Raw genomic sequence first — 19,934 nt, 5'->3', positions numbered from 1 at the left:
CCGTGCTGCCCCGTACACCGGGCACGGGCCGCCCAGCCGTGCCCTGCCCCGCCGGGCCCGTGTCCGTACTCCCGTACCTCCGTCCGTACCCCCGCACGCTCCGATCCGCCCGCCGCACGCCCGAACAGGAACTCGATGACGGATACCCAGGACCTGCCCACCGACTGGTCCGCAGCCAAGCGCGCCCTCCTCAGCCAGCGGCTGCGCGGCGCCTCGGCCCCCGCCCGGGTGGTGGACCCCCGCCCGGCGGACACCGCACCGCCGCTCTCCAGCGGCCAGGAGCGGCTCTGGTTCATGGACCAGCTCGCTCCCGGCTCCACGGCCTACGCGCTGGCTCCGGCCCGCCGGCTCCGGGGCCCCTTCGACCGCACCGCCCTCGACGCCGCGCTGACCGACCTCGTGGCCCGGCACGAGAGCCTGCGGATGACCTTCCGCACCACCGAGGCCGGCACGGCCGAGGTACGGGTCGCCGAGCCGGCGCCGTTCGCCGCCCAGCACCTGGACGCCAGCGCGGACCCCGACCCGCAGGCACGCGCCGCCGCCGAGCTCGGCGCACTGATCGCCGTACCCTTCGACCTCCAGGCCGGCCCGCTGCTGCGCGCCCTGGTGGTCCGGATCTCCGAGGACGATCACGTCCTCGCCCTCGTGATGCACCACATCATCTGCGACGGCTGGTCGATCGACCTCCTCAACCGCGAGCTCGACCTCCGCTACGCCCACCACGCGCACGGCGCTCCGGGTGAACTGCCCGCCCTGCCCGTGCAGTTCGGCGACTATGCGGCCTGGCAGCGCGACCGCCTCGAGAACGGCCCGCTCGCCGCCTCACGCGAGCACTGGCGCACCGAGCTCGACGGGGTCCCGGCCCTGGAGCTGCCCTCCGACCGGCCCCGCCCGCCGGTCTTCACCTTCGAGGGAGCGGCGACCGAGTTCCGCTGGAGCCCCGAACTCTCCCGCCGGGTCGGCGAGGTGGCGCAGTCGTACGGCGCCTCCACCTACATGGTGCTGATGGCCGCCTTCCAGGCCCTGCTGGGCCGGCACACCGGACAACGGGACTTCGCCGTCGGCTCCGCGGTCGCCGGCCGCCTCCACCGCGAACTCGAAGGCGTGGTCGGCGCGTTCGTCAACATGCTGCCGATCCGTGCCCGGCTCGGCGCCGACCTCGACTTCGGCCGGCTGATCAGCCGGGTCCGCGAGACCACGCTCGACGCGTACGCGCACCAGGAGGTGCCCTTCGAGCAGATGGTCAACGACCTCGCGGTGGAACGCGACGTCAGCCGCGCCGCCGTGTTCCAGACCACCTTCGCCTTCCAGAACTACGGCGACCACACCGCCGCCCCCACCGCGGGCCTGGACTCCGAGGGCTTCGGCTACGAGGCCACCACCACCCACGCCGACCTCGCCCTCTACATGCGCGAGGAGGCGGACGGCGGTCTCTACGGACTGCTCACCTACCGCACCGACCTCTTCGACGCCGGCACCGTCGAACGGCTCGCCGAACGGTTCGAGCTGCTGACCGCGGCGGGCGTCGCCGACCCCGCGCTGCCCCTCGACAGCCTGCCGCTGCTCAGCGCGGCCGAGCGGACGGCCGTACTGGAGACCTGGGCCGCCGGTCCCGCGCTCCCGGACGGCGGTCCGGCCACGCTCACCCGGGCGCTGGCCGAGGCGGCGGCCCGGACCCCCGAGGCGCCGGCCCTGGTCTTCGAGGACCGTACGCTCACCTACGGCGACCTCGACCGGCGGGCCAACGCCATGGCCCGGCGCCTGCGGGCACTGGGCGTGGGCGCCGACGACCGGGTGGCCGTCTGCCTGGAGCAGTCCCCCGAGCTGGCGGTCGCGCTGGTGGCCGTACTCAAGGCCGGTGGCGGCTACCTGCCCCTCGACCCCGAGCAGCCCCCGGCCCGGCTCGCCCACCTGGTCGCCGATGCCGGCGCCAAGGTGCTGATCACCGACGCCGTGCTGCGGCCGCGCTTCGGCGACCACCCGGCCGTCGACCTGCTGACGGGCGACGGCGACGCGGCGGAGCGGTTCGCGTCCGAGGGGGACGGGGCGCCGCTGGAGGAGGTTTCCGGCGCCGACCACCTCGCGTACGTGATCTACACCTCGGGCTCCACCGGCGCACCCAAGGGCGTCGCGGTGCAGCACCGCCAGATCCTCAACTACCTGGCAGGGGCACGCGATCGGCTGCGGATCGAGCCGGGGGCCTCCTACGGGCTGCTGCAGTCGCTCTCCTTCGACTTCAGCATGACCATGCTCTACCTGGCGCTCACGACGGGCGGCCGGGTGCACCTGCTGCCGCGCCGGATCGCGGGCGTGGAACTGGCCGCGGAGATCGAGCGGGCCGGCATCGACTACCTGAAGATGACGCCCTCCCACCTTGCCGCCCTGACCGCCGACGCGCCCATGGAGCGGCTGCTGCCGCGCCGTGCGCTGGTCCTCGGCGGGGAGGCCAGCAGCTGGGCCTGGGCGGCGGGCATCGCCGCACTGGGCCGGTGCGCGGTCTTCAACCACTACGGGCCCACCGAGGCGACGGTGGGGATCACCGTCCACGAGGTCACCGCGGACGGCCTGGACGCGCCGGGCAGCACCCCGATCGGCAGCCCGCTGGCCGGCGGGCGCTGCTACGTGCTGGACGAGGCCCGCAACCCCGTACCGCCGGGCGTCACCGGCGAGTTGTACCTGGGCGGGGACCGGCTGGCCCGGGGCTACCTCGGGCGCCCCGACCTGACCGCCGAGCGGTTCCTGGCCGATCCGTACGCCGCCCCGGCCGACCTGGAACCGTACGCCGCCCCGGAGGCGACCACGCCCGGGGCCACCGGTCCGGGCACCGGCGGCCCGCGGATGTACCGCACCGGCGACCTGGCGCGATGGCGCGCCGACGGGACCCTGGAGTACCTCGGCCGCGGCGACGACCAGATCAAGGTCCGCGGCTACCGGGTCGAGCCGGGCGAGATCGAGGCCGCGCTGACCGCCCTGCCCGGCATCACCCAGGCCGTGGTCCTGGCCCGCGGCGAGGGCGTCAAGCAGAACCTCGTCGCCTACCTGGAGCGCCCCGCGGGCGGCGAACCCCCGGCCGCGGCCGAACTGCGCGCCGCCCTGGGCGAGGTCCTGCCGGACTACATGGTCCCGGCCCGCTACGTGGTGCTGGAGCGGCTGCCGCTGCTCGCGCACGGCAAGGTCGACCGCAAGGCGCTGCCCGCGCCCGCGGACGGCCCCGCCCCCGGCACGCACGTCGACCCCGAGGAGGGGACCGAGCAGGTGATCGCCGCCATGTGGGCGGACCTGCTGGACCTCCCCCGGGTGGGCGCGCTGGACGACTTCTTCGAACTCGGCGGCCACTCCCTGCTCGCCACCCAGGTGGTCGCCCGGATGCGCCGGGCCTTCCCCGAACTGGCCGCGCCGGTCAGTGTGATGGATCTCTTCAAGCACCCGACGGTCCGCCAGCTCGCCGAACTGGTCGCCACCCCCGAGGGCGACCGCGGCCCGCGCCGGCTGCTGCACCTGCTCACCCCGGAGCGCCGCAAGACGGCCGCCAGCGTGGTATGCGCCCCCTACGGTGGCGGCAGCGCGCTGATCTACAAGCCGCTCGCCGACGCCATGCCGGCCGACTGGGCCCTGCACTCCATCGCCGTCCCCGGCCACGAGCTGGGCGAGGAGGCGATGGACGTCGACGAGGTCGCCCGGCTCTGCGCCGAGGAGATCGTCGCCAACGTCGCCGGGCCGCTGGTGCTCTACGGGCACTGCGGGGTCGGCGTCCGGCTGACCGTGGAGATCGCCCGCCGGGTGGAGGCCGCCGGCCGGGAGATCGACGCCGTCCACCTCGGGGGCATCTTCCCCTTCGCCCGCCCGAAGGGCCGCGGCGCCGCGCTGGCCGAGCGCTTCGCCGAGCTGGCCGCCCGGCTGCGCAGCGACCAGGGCATGATCAACGCCCTGGCCGCGGCGGGCCTGGACGTGGACGAGGTCGACGAGGAGCAGCTGCGGCTGATCGTGCACAACCGCCGGGTCGGCACCAAGGGCGCCGAGCGCTACTTCGGCGACCTGTACGAGAGCGAGGGCGGCACCATCACGGCGCCGGTGATCGCCGTCTGCGGAGACCGGGACCCGGCGACCGAGTTCTACCAGGAGCGGTTCCGCGAGTGGCACCGGATCGCCGGCACCACCGCCGTCGTGGTCCTGGACGAGGCCGGGCACTTCTACCTCAAGTACCGCGCCGAGGAACTGGCCGGCATCCTGACCGGCGTGCACCGCTCGATCGCCGCCGGCGAGGAGGAGCGGTACGCGCGCACCGACGACGCCACCTGGTGGCTGGCCGGCCTGTCCCGCGGCGTCGCGGGGACGGAGCCCGACTCCGGGCGGGACCTCGTAGGGGAACTCGTACGGGAATCCGGGCCGGTGCCGGGGCAGGAACCCGGGCCGGACTCGGGGCACGACCCCGGTCCGGACGCCGGGCAACCGGGGCAACCCGGGCGGCCGGGGCGGTCCGGTGCACCGGGGAAGGCGCGGAAGACCCGTGCGCGCCGCCGCGTCCGCCCGACCATGGGGCGCTTCCTGGCCATCGCCACCGGCCAGCAGCTCTCGATGATCGGCTCGGCGCTCACCGAGTTCGCCCTGCCGATCTGGATCTACCTGCAGACCGGTTCGCTGTTCCAGCTCGGCCTGCTCGCCGCCTTCGGCCTGGTGCCCGGCATCGTCGTGGCCCCGCTGGCGGGCGCCATCGTCGACCGCGGCGACCGCCGCCGGGTGATGCTCGGCGGCGACATCGCCGCCGGACTGACCCAGGCGGCCCTGCTGGTGCTCTACCTCAGCGACTCGCTGGAGATCTGGCACTGCTACGTGATGATCTCGCTGCTCTCCACCGCACTCGCCTTCCAGCGCGTCGCCTGGGGATCGGCGGTGCCGCAGCTGGTGCCCAAGCGCTTCCTCGGGCGCGCCAACGGCGTGGTCCAGATGGCCCTCGGCCTCGCCCAGTTCCTCGTACCGCTGATCGCGGTCGGCATCCTGCACGTGATCGGCCTCGGCGGCATCCTCGTCTTCGACGTCGTCAGCTACCTGATCGCCACCGGCGTCACCCTGGCGGTGCGCTTCCCCGACGTGATGGCCGCCACCCGGCGCGAGAGCGTCAGCGCCGAGATCCGGGCCGGGTTCCAACGCGCCCTCGGCAGCCGCCACTTCAGGGCCATGCTGTTCTGGTTCGCGGCACTGAACATCTTCCTCTCCCCGCTCTTCCTGCTCATCACCCCGCTGGTGCTCTCCTTCTCCACCACCGCCGCGGCCGGCTGGGTGTCCACCGCGGCCGGCCTGGGCGCCGTCCTCGGCGGCCTCACCCTGCTGGTCTGGGGAGGCCCGCGCCGGATGCGGCTGCGCGGCGTCCTGTTCGCCACCCTCGGTCTCGCCGCCGCCTGCGTCGTCACCGGACTGCGGCCCTCGGTGACCGTGGTCGCCCTCGGCGCGTTCGGCATGACCTACGGGCTGGCACTGCTCAACGGCATCTACGCGACGGTCATCCAGACCAAGGTGCCGATGCGCTTCCACGGCCGGGTGATCGCGGTGAACACCCTGGTCGCCTGGTCCACCCTGCCGATCGGCTTCGCCCTGGTCGCCCCGGCCGGGCCCGAACTGCTCCAGCCCCTGATGGACGAGGGCGGCGCGCTGGCCTCCAGCGTCGGCGCCCTGATCGGCACCGGCGACGGGCGCGGCATCGGGCTGCTCTACCTGGTGTTCGGCCTCGCCATGGCCGCACTGGTCCTCGTCAGCCTCTGCATTCCCGTCCTGGCGCGCTTCGACCGGGACGTCCCGGATGCCGAGTCCGACGACCTGATCGGCCTCGAAACCCTGCAGGCCCGCGCGAAAGGCGAGACGAACCGATGACCTCTGCGCTCCCGATCCCGATCCCGGCCGCGGCCCCCGCCCCGGTCCCGGTCCCCGTCTCGCGTCATCCGCTGACCGACGAGCAGCGCCGCCTGTGGTTCCTCCAGCAACTGGACCCGCAGGACGCCGGGTTCAACATGTACCTGAACCGGCGCTGGAGCGGCCCCGTCGACCCACGGGCCCTGAGCGCGGCGCTCACCCGGCTCACCGCGCGGCACCAGGTGCTGCGCACCCGGTTCGCCCTGGACGGTGACCAGCCCGTCCAACTCGTGGAGCCGGTACGGGACATCGCCCTCACCCTGGTTCCGATACCGGAGGCCTCGGAGGAGGCCTTCACCGCGGCGTGCGCACCCTTCGTCAACGCCCCCTTCGACCTGGGCGAGCGGCCGCCGCTGCGGGCCGTCCTGGTCAGTGCCGGAGAGCACGAGCACGCCCTGAGCGTGGTGGTCCACCACATCGTCTCCGACGGCTGGTCCTTCACGGTGCTGTGGCGCGAGCTGCTCGCCCTGTACCGCGAGGAGCTCGGCGAGGGCCCGGCCGAGCTTCCCGAACTCAAGCTCCAGTTCGGCGACTTCGCCCGCGCCGAACGGACCCGGCTGGACGGCGGCGCGGCCGAGGAGGCGCTCCGGTACTGGAGCACCCGGCTGGCCGGCGTGGGCGCCCTGCGGATGCCGCTGGACCGTCCCCGGCCCGCCGAGCCCACCCACCGGGCCGGATTCGCCGAACTCGCCCTCGGCCCGGACCTGGTCGCCGGACTCGACGGCATGGCCCGCGAGCAGCGGTGCACGCCGTTCATGGTGCTGCTCGCCGCCTACCAGAGCGTGCTGGCCCGCTGGAGCGGCACCTACGACTTCGCCGTCGGCACCCCGCTGGCCGGCCGCAACGAGACCGCCCACGAGGCACTGCTCGGCTACTTCTCCCGTACCGGCGTGATCCGGGCGGACCTCACCGGCGAGCCCGATTTCCGTACCGTGCTGCGCCGGGTGCGCTCCGCCACGATGGCGGCGCTGAGCCATCAGGACGTCCCGGTCGAACGGGTGGCCGCCGAACTGGGGCTGCCGGTAGTGCCCGGCGTCGGCCCGCTCTACCAGGCGGTGTTCGTCCACCAGAGCCAGTACGAGCTGGCCGGCGGCGCGGACGAGCGGAGCTCGCTGCCCGCGGGCGTCCGGACGCAGAGCATGGACTCCGGTTTCGACCGGGCCAAGACCGATCTGCTGCTGGACAGCTGGCGCACCCCGGACGGCGGGATGACGCTCTCGTTCTGCTTCGACCGGGAGCTCTTCGAGCGCGCCACGGTCGAGGCCCTGGCGCGCCGGGTCCGCGACCTGCTCGCCCGGGCCGTCGAGGACGTGGAGGTCCCGCTGCACGGCGACTGGCTGCTCACCGGCGAGGAGCGCGCCGCACTGCTGGCGCTCGGCGCCGGACCCGCCGTCACCGAGGACGCCCGCCCGGTCCTGCGCGGCTTCGCCGAACAGGTCGCCCTCCGCCCCGGCGCACCCGCCCTCGAATGCGCGGGCAACACCCTCACCTACGCCGAACTCGACCGCGCGTCCGATGAGTTGGCGGGGCGGCTGGGCCCGGTGGCCGGCCGCGCGGTGGGCGTGCGGATAGAGCCGTCCTTCGCCCTGGTCATCGCCCTGATGGCGATCTGGAAGGCCGGCGCCGGGTACCTGCCGCTCGACCCCGCTCACCCGGCCGAACGCCAGCGGCTGATGCTCGGCGAGGCGGACGCCGCCCTGCTCCTCACCGGGGACGGGCAACCGGACCTGGGGGTACCGGTGCTGGGGGTCCCGGTGTCCGGGGCGCCGGAGGCTGGAGTCCCGGTGGCTGGAGTCCCGGGGCCGGGGGTCCCCGTACCGCCCGCGAACCATCCCGACGCCGCGCCCGCGCTGCCCGGGACCGACCCGGGCGGCCTCGCGTACGTCCTCTACACCTCGGGCTCCACCGGGGTTCCCAAGGGCGTCGCCGTCGACCACGCCGCCCTGGCCGAGCGCGTCCGGTGGATGGCCGGCCCGGAGGGCTACCGGCTCCAACCGGGCGACCGCATCGTCCAGTTCGCCTCCATCGGCTTCGACACCCATGCCGAGGAGATCTGGCCGGCCCTCACCGCGGGCGCCTGCGTCGTCCTGCTGCCCGGCGGCGGCCGGATGCTGCCCGACCTGCTGCGCGGCGAGGCCGGACGGTCCGTGACCGTGCTCGACCTGCCGACCGCGTACTGGGAGGAACTGGTGGCGCTCGGCGACCAGGCCCCGTGGCCGCCGACGCTGCGCCTGGTGGTCCTCGGCGGTTCCGAGGCCCGCGCCGCCACCCTCGCCCGGTGGCGGGAGCGGCACGGCGACACCGTCCGGCTGGTCAACACGTACGGACCAACCGAGGCCACCGTCATCGTCACTGCCGGCGACCTGGACGGCGGGCCCGTCGGCCCGTCCGGCAGCGTCCCCTCCAGCGTCCCCTCCAGCGTCCCCTCCAACGGCTCCGCCGCCGGGCAGCGCCCGCCGCTCGGCCGTCCGCTGCCGGGGGTGCGGCTCTACCTGCTGGACGAGCGCGGCAGCCTGCTGCCCGCCGGCTCCGAGGGCGAGCTCCACATCGGCGGCACCGGCCTCGCGCGCGGCTACCTGGCCCGGCCCGAGCTGACCGGGGAGGCCTTCCTCCCGGATCCGTTCGCCCGGACCGCGGACGGCCGGATGTACCGCACCGGCGACCGCGCCCGGTGGCGCACCGACGGGCAGCTGGAGTTCCTCGGGCGCGCCGACGGCCAGGTGAAGATCCGCGGGTACCGGATCGAGCCCGCCGAGATCGAGGCCGCCCTCACCGCCCACCCGGCCGTCGCCCGGGCTGCGGTCCTGGTCCGCGACGGCCGACGGCTGCTCGCGTACGCCGTCCTGCAGCCGGGCGGCGCAGGGCGATCGGCGGCCGGGCACGGGACCGTCACCGCGCCGCACGCGGCCGGACTGCGCGAGCACCTCGCGCTGCGCCTGCCGGCCTTCATGGTGCCGGACGCCGTGGTGCTGCTCGACACGCTCCCGCTCAACGCCAACGGCAAGCTCGACGCCGCGGCCCTGCCCGACCCGGACCCGGCGGGCGCCGCCGCCGGATACCTGGCGCCCCGTACCGATGCCGAGGCCCTCGTGGTCGACCTCTGGCAGGAGGTCCTCGGCCTGCCGAAGGTCGGCGTACTGGACGACTTCCTCGCCCTCGGCGGGGACTCGCTCCTGGTCACCAGGGTCGCCGCGCGCATCCGGGCGGGCGTCGGCCTCGACGTGTCGATCCGCGACGTCTTCGAGAGCCCCACCCCGGCGGCCCTGGCCGCCCGGATCGAGGCCCTGCTGATCGCGGAGATCGACGCCCTCAGCGAGGAGGAAGCCACCGACCGGCTGGAGTGACCCCGCCCCCACCGCGCCCCGCCGCTCCCGCCCGCCCATCCGCCCGCCAGCCGGCACCCGCCACCGCACCCCACCGGAGACCGCCATCGCCACCACCGCGCCGCCCGCCGCCACGACCGTCCCGGAGCTCCTGGACGCGCGTGCCACCGTCGACCCGGACCGCCTGGCGCTCCAGGTCGTCGGCGGCGGGGAACTCAGCTACCGCCGCTGGCGCGAGGAGGCGCTGCGCGCCGCCGTCGGGCTGGCCGCCGCCGGGATCGGGCCGCGCGACCGGGTGCTGCTGCGGTTCTCCAACGCGCACTGGGAGCGGTACGCGGTCGCCTTCCTCGCCGTCCAGTACGCGGGCGGGGTGCCCGTCCCGGTCCGCGAGGACGTGACCGAGGCCGATGCCGCCGCCCTGGCCGCACTGGCCGGGGCGGGCACGGTCCTCCGGGACGGTACGGGTCCCCAGGACGGGGAGCACGTCCAGGACGGGGAGCACCTCCAGGACGGCGAAGCCGAACCGCCCGCCCTCCCCGGCCTGGTGGAGCTCCGCCTGGACGCCCTGCTGGCAGCGCACCCCGAGCCGCCGGCCGGACCCCCGTACCGGGTGGGCCCGGCCGATCCGGCGCAGGTGATCGGCACCTCCGGCACCACCGGCGCGCCCAAGGGCGTGCTCGCCGCGCACGGAAACCTGACCGCGGGTCTGGTCGCCCACCCCCGGCGCCGCGCCTACGCGCACTCGCGGTACGCCCTGCACGCCTTCCCGATCGGGACCAACGCGGGCCAGGTGATGCTGCTGGGCGCACTGACCGCCGCGCCCACCACGCTCAGCCTGCCGCGCTTCGACGCGGACGGGTTCGGCGTCGCGGTCGAGAAGTTCGGGGTCGGTACCGCCTTCCTGGTGCCCTCTATGGCGATCGAACTCGTCAACGCGGGCACCGCCGGGAGGTACGACCTGAGCAGTCTGCGCCTGGTCAACTCCTCCGCCGCCGCCCTCCCCGTACCGGTGGCGGCCGCCCTGGCGGCGGCGCTTCCGGACGCGACGCTGGTCAACACCTACACCTCCGCCGAGGCCTCGCCCGCGCAGATCTCCACCGTGGTCGACACCCGGCGCCCCGGCTCGCTGGGCCGCCCGGCGGACCCGGGCGACCTCCGGATCCTCGGCGCGGACGGGCTGCCCCTGCCCGCCGGGCAGGGCGGCGAGGTCTGGCTGCGCCAGCCCGGACCGCCCCGCGGCTACCTGGGCGCCGCGGGCGAGAGCGACCGGGTGTTCCGGGACGGCTGGGTGCGGATGGGCGACGTCGGACGCCTCGACCCGGACGGGTACCTGTACCTGGTCGACCGGGAGAGCGACGTCATCAAGAGCGGTGCGCTGAAGGTGTCCACGCTGCGGATCGAGGAGGCACTGCACGAGCATCCCGCGGTCGCCGACGCCGCCGCGCTCGGGCTGCCGCACCCCGTGATGGGCGCCGTCCCCGTGGCGGTCGTGGTGGCCGGGCCCGGCGGCCTGGACCCGGACGACCTGCGGCTGTTCCTGAGCGGCCGGCTGAGCCGCCCCGAGCTGCCGGTACGGATCCTGCTGGCGGGCGAACTCCCCAGGAACCCGAGCGGCAAGGTGGTCAAACACCTGCTCCGCCCCCTCTTCGAGGCGCCCGCGGAGCCCACCGGTCCCGTGGTCGCCCCGGCCACCCCGACGGAACTGCGGCTGGCGGGACTCTGGCGGCGGCTGCTCGGGCGGCCGGTCACCGATGTGGCCGCCGAGTTCTTCGCGCACGGCGGCGACTCCTTCCGGGCGGTCCAGCTCGCCGCCGGCATCAGCGCCGAGTTCGGGGTCCGGGCAGGCACGGCCGTGGTCTTCGAGCGGCCCTCGCTGCGGTCCCAGGCCGCCTGGGTGGACCACCCCGACCGGCGGCAGAGCGCTGCCGGCGCGGCCCCCGCCGGCCCGGACACCGTGACGCCCTACCTGGCCGCGCTGCGTGCGCAGCCGCACGCCATCGCGCTCACCTCGCAGCAGGAGAACTTCTTCCGCTGGATGGCAGAGGCCCCCGGCCGGGACGCCGGAGCGGTGACCGCGCTGTTCCGGGTCACCGACCGGCTGGAGCCGGAGACCCTGGGCCGGGCGCTGACCGAGGCGGTCCGGCGCCACCCGGCGCTGCGGACCCGGTTCGAGGCGGCGGGCGAGGGGGTCGTACGCGCGGTGCTGGACGCGGAGCCCCGGGTGCGGATCACGCTGACCCGGGCCCCGGGGGCCACGGACGCCGAGGTGGACGCCCTGCTGCTGGCCGAGCGCGACCGGCTCACCGACCTGGCCGTCGACCCGATGGCGCGCCTCCTGGTGGTCAGCCGGTCGGAGACCGATCACGTGGTGCTGGTCGCGGTGCACCACATGGTCTCCGACGGCTGGTCGGTCGGCGTGCTGCTGGCCGACATGGGGGTGTTCTACTCCGCGCTGCGGCGCGGCCGTCCGGCTCCGCCGGCCCGTTCGGGGCCGAGCTACGCGGAGTTGGTGGAGTGGGCGAACGCCCACTGGCCCGCCTCCCGGGCCCACTTCCAGGCCGCGCTGGCCGGGGCGCCGGAGGCCGTGGAGCAGTTCAGCGGCCGCCGGACGGTGGAGGAAGTACTCACCCAGGCACACGAGTTCGAGGTGCCGGCGGCGCTGGCCGAAGCCCTGCGGGCCCGGGCGGCCGAGCTGGGTGCCACGCCCTTCCTGGCCGTCACGGCGGCCTGGACGGGACTGCTGGCGAGCCGGAGCGGCCGCCCCGACCTGGTGGTGATGACCCCGGTGCCCGGCCGCCCGCGCCCGGACTCCGAACGGACGGTCGGCTGCTTCGTCCAGTCGCTGCTGCTGCGCGTGGACGGAAGCGGGGAACCGGGCTTCGCCGAACTGGTGGACCGGCTGCGGACGGTCTACAGCGAGGCACTGGACCACCAGCTGTACCCCTTCGCCGAGTTCAGCCCGTCCGTACCGTTCGCGGCCTGGCTCCGCTACGAGGCGTGGGCCGCGCCCGCCCAGTTGCCCGGCCTGGCCTGCGCACCCTGGGAACTGCCGCGCGGAAGCACGGTGCCCTGGCCCCTGCCGGGCGGCGACCGGGGCGTCCCCGAGCTGACCGTCCTCGAACAGCCGGACGGCGGCCTGCGCTGCTGGCTCCAGTACAACGCGCTGGCCTTCGACCTGCCCGTGATCACCGAACTGGCAAGGGAGTTCACCTCGGCCCTGACCAGCGCCTGCGGGTGATCCCCGGCTGCGGGTGATCGATCCACCGGCTGCGGGTGATCCACCGGCCCGCGCACGGCAACGGTCACGGACGTGTCACCGCCCGCCCGGTGACACGTCCGCCGTGAAAACATCGTGGTGCGCCCACGAGGCGGGCCGCCAGGGCAGGGGGGACTGATGGACAACGACAGCGGGGCCTTCAGGTTCATCGGCCTGGGAGTGGCCGTGTACGACCACGCGGAGCGGGGCCTGCCCCACCGCCCCGGCGTGACGGAAAGCCTCGCGGATCTCGCCGGCCGGCTGCGCCAGGGAGTGTCCGAGCTGCCTGCCGCCGTGCGCGCGTCCTTCTCCGCGAACCTCGTCGAGGATCCGTCGCACGCCGACGTCGAGGAGCTCTTCGCGCGCGGCCCGTGGGCGGAGCCCGACACGCCGGAAGAACCGTTACCGAACGCGACCGATCTGATGGTGATGTGGGCGGGGCACGGCATGTCGGACGGGAACACCTTGCTCCTGGCCACCCGCGACACCTTCCCCGGAGAGAACACACCGGACGGGCCCGGCGGTTGGGCCCCGGCGGTGGCCGCCGACCGGCTGGTCGGCTGGGCCGCCGCCTCACAGGCCCGACAGCTGCTGGTCGCCATCGACTGCTGTACGTCGGGCACCGCAATCGACACCATCGGCGCGGCCGACGCCGTGGCCAACCAGGCGCTGGTGAACGGCACCGCGGACACCGCGGGATTCCTCTGGATCGGCATCCTCACCGCGAGCGGCCCCGACCAGCAGGCCGCGCAGGGGCTGTTGGCCTACCACCTCGGCCAGGTCCTGAGCGCCGGCCCCGTCACCGGCGCCAAATGGCTGGCCTGGGCGGCGAACCAGCCGATGGTCAGCGCCGCGGACGTGGTCGAGGCCCTGCGCGGCCGCTGGCGCGAGAACGTCGAACCGTACTCCGAGCAACGCCTGCACTTCGTCGCCAATCCGCTGCGCAGCCGCATGGCGCACGAAGGCGAGAAGGAGAACTGGCGGGGCATGTTCGCCAATCCCCTCTACCGGCGCGGAACCGGCCCGCAGATCGTGCAGCACCTGCGGGAAGCGGCCCGGGGCGCGGGGACGGGCGCGGCCGACGGCCGCGTGCTGTTCAGCGGACGCGCCGCGGAGGCCGACACGGTCGTCGCGCGGATCCGGTCCACCCAGCCGGGCCTGTGGACCCTGACGGGTCCGCCCGGGACGGGGAAATCGGCCCTCATCGGCCGGATCGTGAGCCTGTCCGACCCGGCCGAGCGCCTCCGGATCCTCACCGACGGCGGCCCCCTGCACCACGAGGATCCGGGCGAGCGGGTCGTGAGTGCGAACGTGCACGCCCGCAACGCGTCGGCCGACGACCTCGCCGAGCAGATCGACCGGCAGCTGATCGGCGCCCACGTGATCGGCGCCGACATGACCGGCCGGTACCGGAACGCCGAGGAGCTGGTCGCCGCATTGCGCAGGGCCGACGCCGCAGAAGCCCTGACCTCCAGGCCGGTCATCGTCTTCGACGGTCTGGACGAGGCACGCGGGCTGCACCTCCGCTCCAACGGCGTCCGGAGGGAAGCCTTCGACATCGCCGAACGGCTGGTGATCCCGCTCGCCGAGTCCGCCGTCGTCCTCGTGGCCACCCGGGACCTCGCCGACGACGGCCCGGAGGGCAGGGGGCTGATCGACCGGCTCTGCGGGACCCGCGGGCCCGATCTCGATCTGGGATCCGCCTCCCGCCGCGAAGGCGGCCGGACGGCGCTGCGCGAGTACGTCGTCCGCAGGCTCACCGGCATCGCCGACGACACCATGGACCCACAGCGCGTCGCCGACCACCTGCTGGCCGACGGGGCCGACGCCGACCACACGCCCTTCCTGCTGGCCCGGCTGCTGACCGACGAACTGGCCGAGCACCCGGTGGACACCCGTACACCCGACTGGAGCGGCCGCCTCGCCCGTACCGTCGCGGAAGCGGTGGAGGCCGACCTCGCCCGGCTGCCCGCCGACGCCTGGCCCCAGCCGACCGGAACCGCCGCCGACCACGCGCGGGTCCTGCTCACGGTGCTGGGTGCGGCGCTCGGCAACGGTTTCCCCCAGGAGGAGTGGCTGTCCGTCGCCTCGTACGCGGCCCGCGAGGAGGGGCTGCTCGCGGAAGGCGAGCAGTACACCGCCGAAGACATCGACCGGCTGCTGGATTCCCTGGGACGCTACGTGATCCAGGACGTCTTCCGCGGTCAGGACGACGGCCCCCGCCCCGCCGTCTACCGGATCTCCCACCAGGGCATCCTGGACGCGCTCCGGCCACCTTTCGTACCGAACAGGGAGACACCGTTCGACCCGGCGGCGATCGCCGTCGCGAACGCGCTGCTGAACCGGTCCAACGCGATCCTGCGCTCCGGCGGCTCGGCGCCGGACGCCCCGTACTTGTGGGAGTACCAGACGGAGATCGCCGGAAGGGCGGGCGAGCAGGGCGTCCAGCGCCTGGAAGAACTCCCCCCGTACGACGGTCAGGAATGGAAACTGGCCTCCGTGATGGGCGAGGTCGGCGAACGGCTCCTGGAGCACGGGCACACCGCACGGGCCGTGGACATGCTCACCCGGTGCGTGGCCGTGTGGCGGACCTTCCAGGACCAGGACCTGATGTGGCGCGGCGCCCTGGCCGAGAACCTCGACCGGCTGGCCGTGGCGGCCATACAGGCCGGCGACCCGGACGTGGCGCTCCACGCCTTCGACGAAGCGGTGGAACACTTCGAGGCCGCCATCGAAGGCGAGCACGAACGCTTCGCGCGCGACGAGCTCGCCCGCTGCCTGATCAACCGGGCCGAGGTCATCCACCCGACCGATGCCCGGCAAGCACTGGCGGACGTGGAACGGGGCGGGGAGCTGGCCGAGGGAACGCAGGACCGGAGTCTGCGGGTTCACGTCCTGAGCGGGCGGGCCTTCGTCAACCATGCGCTCGGTCGGCCCCGGGAAGCCCTGGAGGCCATCGCGGAGATCCTCGCGTCCGCCGATGAATTCCTCACCCTCTCCCACCTGGCGCCTCGCGCCGAGGACGCCGGGAGCACAAGGGAGACCGGGGCGGACGAGGACGAGTCCCTCGCCGAGGCCGTCGCCCTGGGACTGATGAATTCGGCCGGCATCCTGTTCGCCACGGGACGGCCGATCGAGGGTATGGAAGCGGGCCGACGGGCGGTGTCCACGGCCCGCGCCCTGTACGTCCGGCGGCCCGGCCTGTACCGCCGGTTGCTCGCCCTGTCCCTCCAGAACCTCACCGCGGCCCTGCTGAGTGCGCATCTCGCGACGGAGGCCATGCCGGTCGCCCGCGAGGCCTTCGAGCAGGCCCGCAGGCTGCACGAGGAGACCGGGGCGCACTCCCTGCTCCTGGGCAGTGTCCGGAACAACCTGGCCATGGCCTACTGCTTCGAACGCCGGTTCGGCGAGGCGCTGCCACACTCCGTGGGCGCCGTTGCGATCCTGCGGGAACTGGTGGACGAACAGCCCGCATCGATACCGGTCCTGGCGTCCGCGCTGCTCGTTCAGGCCGTGGCCATGCGCGGAGACCTGCCGCAAACAGGAAATCTGGACGATGCGGTGCGCCGGCGCCTCGACGAGTCGTCCGGCCTCATGGCCGAGGCGATCGGGATCCTCGACGAACTGCTGGCAACCGACCCCGAACGTCACTCCTCCCTGTGGGTGAAGGCAATGACCCAGTACTTCCAGGCCGGACCGTACGGCCGGCGGCGGCACGAGGACGCGACCCGGGCGGAACGGGCAGTGGCGCTGGCCGAAGAGCTCTACCAAGCGAACCCCGACGCCCATCGGCCCGTGCTCGCCCAGCTCCTCACCGCCGCGGCCACGGCCCTGACCCACGTGAGGGACGCGACCCCCGGCACACCGACCGAGCCGGAGCCGTCCCCCGGGGCACTCGGGAAGTTCCTCGGCCGCCTGCCGCGCCCGGGCCTGCGGAAGACCGCCGCAGCGGCCCCCTCGCTCGACGACCTGATCGCCGCCTACGATCGCCGGGCCGTCGACCTCCTGACCCTACTGGCAGATGCGGATCCGGACGGGTACCTCATCACGTTGTGCAGCGCCCAGCGCGACATGGCGGTCAACCTCGCTGCCGGCAGTCCGCGCCAGGCGGCGGAGCTGCGCGCCGACGCGGTCCGGCGACTGCGCCCGTACGGGGAAGCGGCGCCCGATGTCTACGGCGAGGAGCTCGCCGAGTCTCTGCACGCGATGATCTTCAGTGTCGCCCGTGCCGACCGGATCGCCCTGCGCGAAGAACTCATCGGGGTCCTCGAACCCGCCCAGGGCAGGCCTGGCGATACGGCGAGCGCCACCCGGCACCAGGCCACGCGGCGACAGGTCGAAGCCCTGACCGAGGCCGGGCGCACGGAGGAGGCCGCGGGGCTCTGGGCCCGCGTCCTGGACCCCGAGGCCCCGGCCGCCACACTGCGCCGACGCCTCGGCCTCCAGGACGGCGCGGACCCGGCCGGCATCGTCACGTACCTGCGGGAAGCTCTGGCGGACCCCGGTACGACCCCCTTCCGCCGCTACTGGCTGCGCCAGGCGGGCCGGGTGATCCGTGCGCAGGATCCCGAGGGCTGGGACCAGGAGTGGACGGAATCGGGGGAACCGCTTCCGGACTGGTACCACACCTCGGCCCGGCAGGTCGCGGACGCCTACCTCTGGCTGGTGACCCCGTCGCTCGCCGCGTGCCACACCCACCTCGTCGCACACCCGGCGCTCCTGGACGAGGAGTTCGACGCGGCCTTCGAGGAGGCCGCCGAGGCTGCCGACCGGTTCGACGACCGGCCCTTGGACCCTTCCACGTTCCGGGCCGTCCGGTGGGCGGGAACCCGGGACGGCCTGGCCGCCACCACCGAGGAAGCCGTCCGGGCACGCATCACACGGTTCTGCGAGGCCGACCCGCAGGAGCAGGTCCGCCTGCTCCTGGCGGAACGCACCTTCCTGCACAACGCGGTGGAGGACCTCATGCCCGAGATCACGGAAGCGGACAACGACAACCTCCGCCTCGTGTGCGGCCTCTCGCTCCTGAATCTGAGCATCGACCCGTCAGGACTCGCCCTGTTCACACCCGTGGCCGAGGCCCTGGGCGATCCGGATGTCCTCGCAGAGGTCTGCCGTGAAGCGGGACGGGCCGGAGCGGGGGAGGATGTTCTGTACGCCCTGTTCTTCATCCTGATCTCCGTCAGCGACGAGCTGGCACTTGTGGCGTACTGCGGCGCCTACTTGGCGATCGCCCGCACGAGGGCCCACGGGTTCGAGGCGGTCCGTGATTCGCCGCCCGACCTGACCTACCTCCGGTCGGGTCCGGGTACCGCCCTGGGCGACCGCTGGCGTGCTGACCTCGCGGAGCTGCTCGTCGAGGAACCCGAACTCGCGCCCCTGGCCGACCTGTTCGACAGTATCGAGACGGCGGACCGATGACGACCCTGGCAGCACCGCACTCCCCCTCCCCCGTCCTGGACGAGCAGTGCCTGGTGGGCCACCTCTTCGCGGCGGCCACCCCGGCCGGCTACGGGCACCTCCGCGCGCTCTGGGGGGACGCCGTCAGGCGCTGGGGCGCGAGCGAGCCCATCGGGCCCGCGTCACCGAGCAGGCACCCCGCGCTGCCCCCGGAGGTGCTCCCCTCCTCGGACGGGCTGATCTGCATGGCGCAGGCCACCGCCGCCCTGCCGGGACTCCACCAGATGCTGCTGCGCCGGCACCGCGACCGCATCTGGCTGAGCGCCACCCTCTCGCCGCCCGACGGATCCTGGAACGCCCTGTGGAACCAGTGGCGTACGGTCGTCGATCCGGACGACCCGCACCTCATCGGATCCGCGGTGCTGCTCACCGCGTTCACGGACCTGCCCGCACCGCCCCGCGACCCGGCGTTGCCGGTGGTGCAGGACGCCGTGGCCGCGCACTTCCCCGCCGCGTACGTGCCATCGGCCCGCACCCGCTGGAGGTCCGCGCTCACCGGCACCGGCCTGTACCTCACCGAGCCGGTGGCGGCCGACGCCGCCGCGTCCTCCCGCTGCCTGGCGGTCATCGCCCCGCGCAACGCCGGTCGGGAGCTGGACGCGTGGACCTGGAGCGACGGCACGGCCACGCCGACGCCGTTCGCCCGGTACCTGCTGCACGCCGTCTCGCTGCGCCTGCTGATGCGCGGCCTCGACGAGCGCGGCGCCCGGGCCGAACTCCTCGCCGGCCGGGTCGACACCGGCATCCGGGAGCTCCGCGGCCTCCTGGACGCCCCGGCCGACGCCCGGCTCATCGCCTCCGGCCGGGACCTGCTCGTACGGACCGGGATCGCCCTCCTGGACCTGGTCACGGTCCGCACCAGGGTGGCGCAGGACGCCCGGGATGCGGAGATCGTGGCCCACAACCTCCGACTGGCCGCCTCGCCGGCGCTTCCCGGCATCCTCGGGCCGGCCGCTCCCTCCGGTCCGCCGGCCGAGATATCCGAGGAGGAGGCGGAACTCCACCCCGTCCAGCACGACTTGTACCTGAGTGCGGCGCTCGCCCGCCGCGCGGAGGACCTGGAGGCCTGGCTGCGTTCGGTCGAGGAACGGGCCGGCCACATCAACGCCGCCGCGCAGACGGCGGTCGCCGAACAGCTCCGCCTTGCCGACGAACGCGAGGCCCGCCGCACGGCGCGCTTCGCCCTGCGCAACACGGCTCTGGTCGGCGCGCTCCTCATGGTCCTGACCACCGTCCAGAGCCTGCAGTACCGGCTGCCGCTTCCGGGGCGGGTGGTGCCCGCCCTGATCGCCTCCCTCGGCGGAGCGGCCCTGCTGCTCGCCGGGAGCACCGTCCGCGACGCGGTGCGGGGCTCCCGGCGCGAAGTACCGGTCTTCCTTCCACTGAGCGCGGGGGTGCTGGGGGCCGGACTCGCCTGGTCCGCGGAAGGCGTGGCCGGTTGGGCGTGGGACGCCGGCCCGAGCCCCGTGCGAAGCCTCACCGTCGCCTGCGCGGCCGCCCTCGTATCGGCCGTCGGCACCGCCCTGACCCTGCGCCGCCGCACCCCGGCACCACCGTCCGGCAACCCGCAGCTTCGCCCCCACTCCGGCGGTGGCGTCAACTAGGCTGCGCGGCATGAGCGACAGCAACCTGCCGCGTCCGCCCGCGCCCGAACTGCCCGCGCGGGACGTACCCGGCGAACTCTCGCGCCTGCTGAACGGGGCCCGACGCTGGCCACTGGACTCCGACAAGGAGAGCAAGGTCCTCGCCGTGCTGGACCGCCTCGACAGTGCCCGGCTCGCGGGCCGTTGGGACGAGGTGGGCCGCAACCTGGACGAACTGGTCACGCTGGCACCGCCGGGAGCGAACGAGGCCGTCGGGGAACCGGACGGCTCCTCGGCGAAGGTGGGCGAACGGATCGACCGCATCCTCAACGAATCCACGGACCCGCCGCCCTCGCCGCCGCCCCCTCCGCCACCCTCTGCGCCGCAGCGCCACTGACCCGGGCAGCC

General features: G+C 74.4%; 6 protein-coding genes. All 6 read left to right on the top strand.

Going from position 1 to position 19,934, the window contains the following annotated elements; all coding sequences use genetic code 11:
• The first annotated feature begins 135 nt into the window (after positions 1 to 135).
• The 6 genes from ACIA8F_RS09355 to ACIA8F_RS09330 all read left to right on the top strand — a co-directional run bounded on the left by ACIA8F_RS09355 (position 136) and on the right by ACIA8F_RS09330 (position 19,923).
• A complete protein-coding gene (locus ACIA8F_RS09355) occupies positions 136 to 5,865 on the top strand; it encodes an amino acid adenylation domain-containing protein (RefSeq protein ID WP_399377649.1) in 5,730 nt (1,909 codons plus the stop codon).
• Positions 5,862 to 9,248 carry an amino acid adenylation domain-containing protein gene (locus tag ACIA8F_RS09350; protein WP_399377648.1) on the top strand — a complete coding sequence of 1,129 codons (3,387 nt, stop codon included), beginning with the start codon at positions 5,862 to 5,864 and terminating at the stop codon, positions 9,246 to 9,248. The genes ACIA8F_RS09355 and ACIA8F_RS09350 overlap by 4 nt, the downstream gene beginning before the upstream one ends.
• A gap of 37 nt (positions 9,249 to 9,285) precedes the next feature.
• Positions 9,286 to 12,465 carry an AMP-binding protein gene (locus tag ACIA8F_RS09345; protein ID WP_399377681.1) on the top strand — a complete coding sequence of 1,060 codons (3,180 nt, stop codon included), beginning with the start codon at positions 9,286 to 9,288 and terminating at the stop codon, positions 12,463 to 12,465.
• 156 nt (positions 12,466 to 12,621) lie between these two features.
• Positions 12,622 to 17,904 (top strand): hypothetical protein, encoded by a 5,283-nt coding sequence (locus tag ACIA8F_RS09340; RefSeq protein WP_399377647.1) that lies wholly within the window; start codon positions 12,622 to 12,624, stop codon positions 17,902 to 17,904.
• Positions 17,901 to 19,547 carry a CATRA conflict system CASPASE/TPR repeat-associated protein gene (locus ACIA8F_RS09335; protein ID WP_399377646.1) on the top strand — a complete coding sequence of 549 codons (1,647 nt, stop codon included), beginning with the start codon at positions 17,901 to 17,903 and terminating at the stop codon, positions 19,545 to 19,547. Before ACIA8F_RS09340 ends, ACIA8F_RS09335 begins: the two co-directional genes overlap by 4 nt.
• A gap of 10 nt (positions 19,548 to 19,557) precedes the next feature.
• Positions 19,558 to 19,923 carry a hypothetical protein gene (locus tag ACIA8F_RS09330; RefSeq protein WP_399377645.1) on the top strand — a complete coding sequence of 122 codons (366 nt, stop codon included), beginning with the start codon at positions 19,558 to 19,560 and terminating at the stop codon, positions 19,921 to 19,923.
• The last annotated feature ends 11 nt before the right edge of the window (positions 19,924 to 19,934 follow it).

Origin of the sequence: Streptomyces sp. NPDC051563 (assembly GCF_044454225.1) — a bacterium.
Taxonomy (GTDB): Bacteria; Actinomycetota; Actinomycetes; order Streptomycetales; family Streptomycetaceae; genus Streptomyces.
The sequence above is the reverse complement of the archived record's forward strand: the minus strand, read 5'-3'. Positions and strand labels throughout refer to the sequence as shown.